Source organism: Ruminobacter amylophilus, from assembly GCF_900115655.1.
Classification (GTDB): domain Bacteria; phylum Pseudomonadota; class Gammaproteobacteria; order Enterobacterales; family Succinivibrionaceae; genus Ruminobacter; species Ruminobacter amylophilus.
This window is the reverse complement of sequence record NZ_FOXF01000091.1, coordinates 1-2,654: the sequence shown is the minus strand read 5'-3', so window position 1 is coordinate 2,654 and position 2,654 is coordinate 1. Positions and strand designations below refer to the sequence as shown.

The 2,654-nt window shown below is 30.7% G+C and carries 2 protein-coding genes; both read left to right on the top strand.

Annotation, left to right across the window (positions count from 1 at the left end; all coding sequences use genetic code 11):
- Positions 1-278 precede the first annotated feature (278 nt).
- Positions 279-1,616: an AAA family ATPase gene (locus tag BMY80_RS11820; protein WP_093143928.1), complete on the top strand. Its 1,338-nt coding sequence runs from the start codon at positions 279-281 to the stop codon at positions 1,614-1,616.
- Complete coding sequence (locus tag BMY80_RS11815; protein ID WP_093143925.1) at positions 1,617-2,516, top strand: RloB family protein; 900 nt, start codon at positions 1,617-1,619, stop codon at positions 2,514-2,516.
- The last annotated feature ends 138 nt before the right edge of the window (positions 2,517-2,654 follow it).

Below are 2,654 nucleotides of genomic sequence, written 5' to 3'. Positions count from 1 at the left end.
CCAAAAATCAATACATGTTTTTAAAAAACACCCAAACCGCCTAGGATATGGGTTATGTTGTTATTTTCACTTTAAAACAAGTGGGAATCTCGAGTCAATAACATTATTAAGGTGAAAATAGGGTAAACTAAATGAAGGAATTACTTTAGAAGAATTGGGTAACATGTGAAAATATCACAAAAAAATCAGAAACATATTCTAAAAACAATTAAAAATTGATTAAAAGTGCGATAAGATGTGATTAAAACATGTAATAAATATGTTTGGAGGTGTACATCATGTTGGTAAGATTTACAGTGGAAAACTATCGTTCGTTTAATGAAAGACAAGTTTTTTCTATGGCAGCAGGAAAACACTCACGTTTAAAAAATCATTTAGTAGTTGTTAATGGAAAACGTTTATTAAAAGGTAGCGTGTTATTTGGTGCTAATGCAGCTGGAAAGAGTAATTTAATTAAAGCGATTAATTTTGGGAAAGATATAATTTTTTACGGATTAAATGCTGGTAGGACATTTCACAGTAATTTTAGAATTGATCCAGAATCATTAAGCAGACCAGGGGTATTTCAGTACGATTTTGTAAGCAATGGCCATTTTTATTCTTATGGATTAGCTATATCATATTCGGATAATTCTATTATCTCTGAATGGTTATATTTAGTAGATGATAAAGAAATGGCAATTTTTGAAAGAAATCAGCAAAAGGTTAGTACAGATATTCCTTTTAGCAATGCAGAGAATAAACAAAGATTTGATATTTATGCGGAAGATGTTCCAGATAACAAAACTTTTTTATATGAAATAGTAAGCCACAAGCTTGATGATATAGAGGATTTTAAATTTTTTTATGATGCTATTAATTGGTTTAAGTCCTTGATTATTATTTTCCCACAGTCAAAGTACGGAGGATACAATCAATATATTGTCAATGATACTCTAGATTCTGTCGCAAAACTAATGAATTATTTTGACACGGGAATAGAAATGATTGACGGTCAAGAGAGGGATATTGATAAGGCTTTGTCATTTCTACCTGAGGATATCAAAAATGATATTATTAATGGCATAGAAAAAAAATTAAAAGATAAAGAAGATAATGAGAAATTATCTATTAATATTGATGTGTTTGGTAGAAGGTTTTCTTTTTCAAAAGTAGATGGAAAAATTGTTGCTCGTCAATTAGTTATGAATCATGGCAACAACAATGACCTTTTTGAAATTGCTGATGAATCTGATGGAACTCAAAGACTATTCGATTTAATCCCACTATATAGGATGGCAACACAAAACTACGTGATTTTGGTTGATGAACTAGATAGAAGTTTTCATAGTAAATTAACAATTGAATTTATTCAAAAGTTTTTTGAAAAGACACAAGGTGCTAATACGCAGCTAATTGTAACATTACATGATTCAAATGTTCTAAATCTTAATTTACTACGACAAGATGAAATATGGTTTGTGGAAAGAAGTGCAAAGCATAGTTCAGAATTATATTCACTTAATAAATTTAAAGAAAGATTTGATCATTCTGTAGCAAAGGATTATTTGCTTGGGAGATATGGCGCAGTCCCAAATTTTGGTATAGATCCGTGGGATGAAGAGGAGGAAGGCTAAATGCAAAATTCCTTTCGATTAAAATCAGATGGTATGTTTTCGCGATCTGAGGAAGAAAATCAAGAAGAACCGTTAAGAATTGTTTTTTTATCTGTTGAAGGGAATAAAACGGAACGTCAATACTTTGACCTAATTCAAAAAAATCGTTCAGATTTAAATATAAAAAAAGGTGTTCATATTCATCCATTAAAACGCGCCAAGGATGATAATCATAGTGCTCCAGAACAAGTCTTAGAATTACTGGAGGAATATGTTAAACTGAGAGATCCTCAAAAGTTGCCAAAGAGTCTTATGGATGCTGTTCACCAAAAGTATCCATATGAATTTGTTAAGCAATATTTAAATAAGGAATTGGAAAGAACCAAGGATGTAGAAGAGTTTGAATTTTTGCTTGAAGAGGCCGATATTGACATAAACTATAATCTTTTTTTGCGGGATTATAAAGGAAATGATGACATCTTTGGGATAGTGTTAGATCGAGATTATAAAAATCATTCAGTTGAACAGATGAAGAGAATTGTAGATGAATGTAGGAATAAAAACTATAAGTGTTTTATTTCGACGCCATTATTTGAATTCTGGTTATTATTACATTTAGTTGATGTTAAAAGTGAGTATTCGAAAAATATGCGTGAAATTATGCTGAATGAAAAGGTTTCAGATAAGCATACGTATACAAGTAAGTTGGTATCTGAGATTGCTGGTCATGCAAAGGGAATAAGTGAAGATGTGTTTAAAAAATATTATTTAAACAAAGTAGACTATGCTATAAATCAGGCAAATAGTGATTTTGCAACTAGTTTAGATGATCTCATTGGTAATGATACATCAGATGACTCAAAATGTGGGAAAATTGGAACTAATATGCCAGAATTATTTAAACTTCTAAGAGAAGTATAATAATGTGATACGTCATCCAAGGGTGGAGTGATTACTCGAGCCCCGGGTGTGACATAAAATTCGTGTATTCCTGTTAAGTCTGTTAATATTAAAGACTTAATTGGAGTTATATGAATATGGCAAAAAAAGATATTAAGC

Coding starts and splice junctions, on each gene's coding strand:
- BMY80_RS11820 (WP_093143928.1), top strand. CDS start 279: ATGTTGGTAAGATTTACAGTGGAAAACTATCGTTCGTTTAATGAAAGA.
- BMY80_RS11815 (WP_093143925.1), top strand. CDS start 1,617: ATGCAAAATTCCTTTCGATTAAAATCAGATGGTATGTTTTCGCGATCT.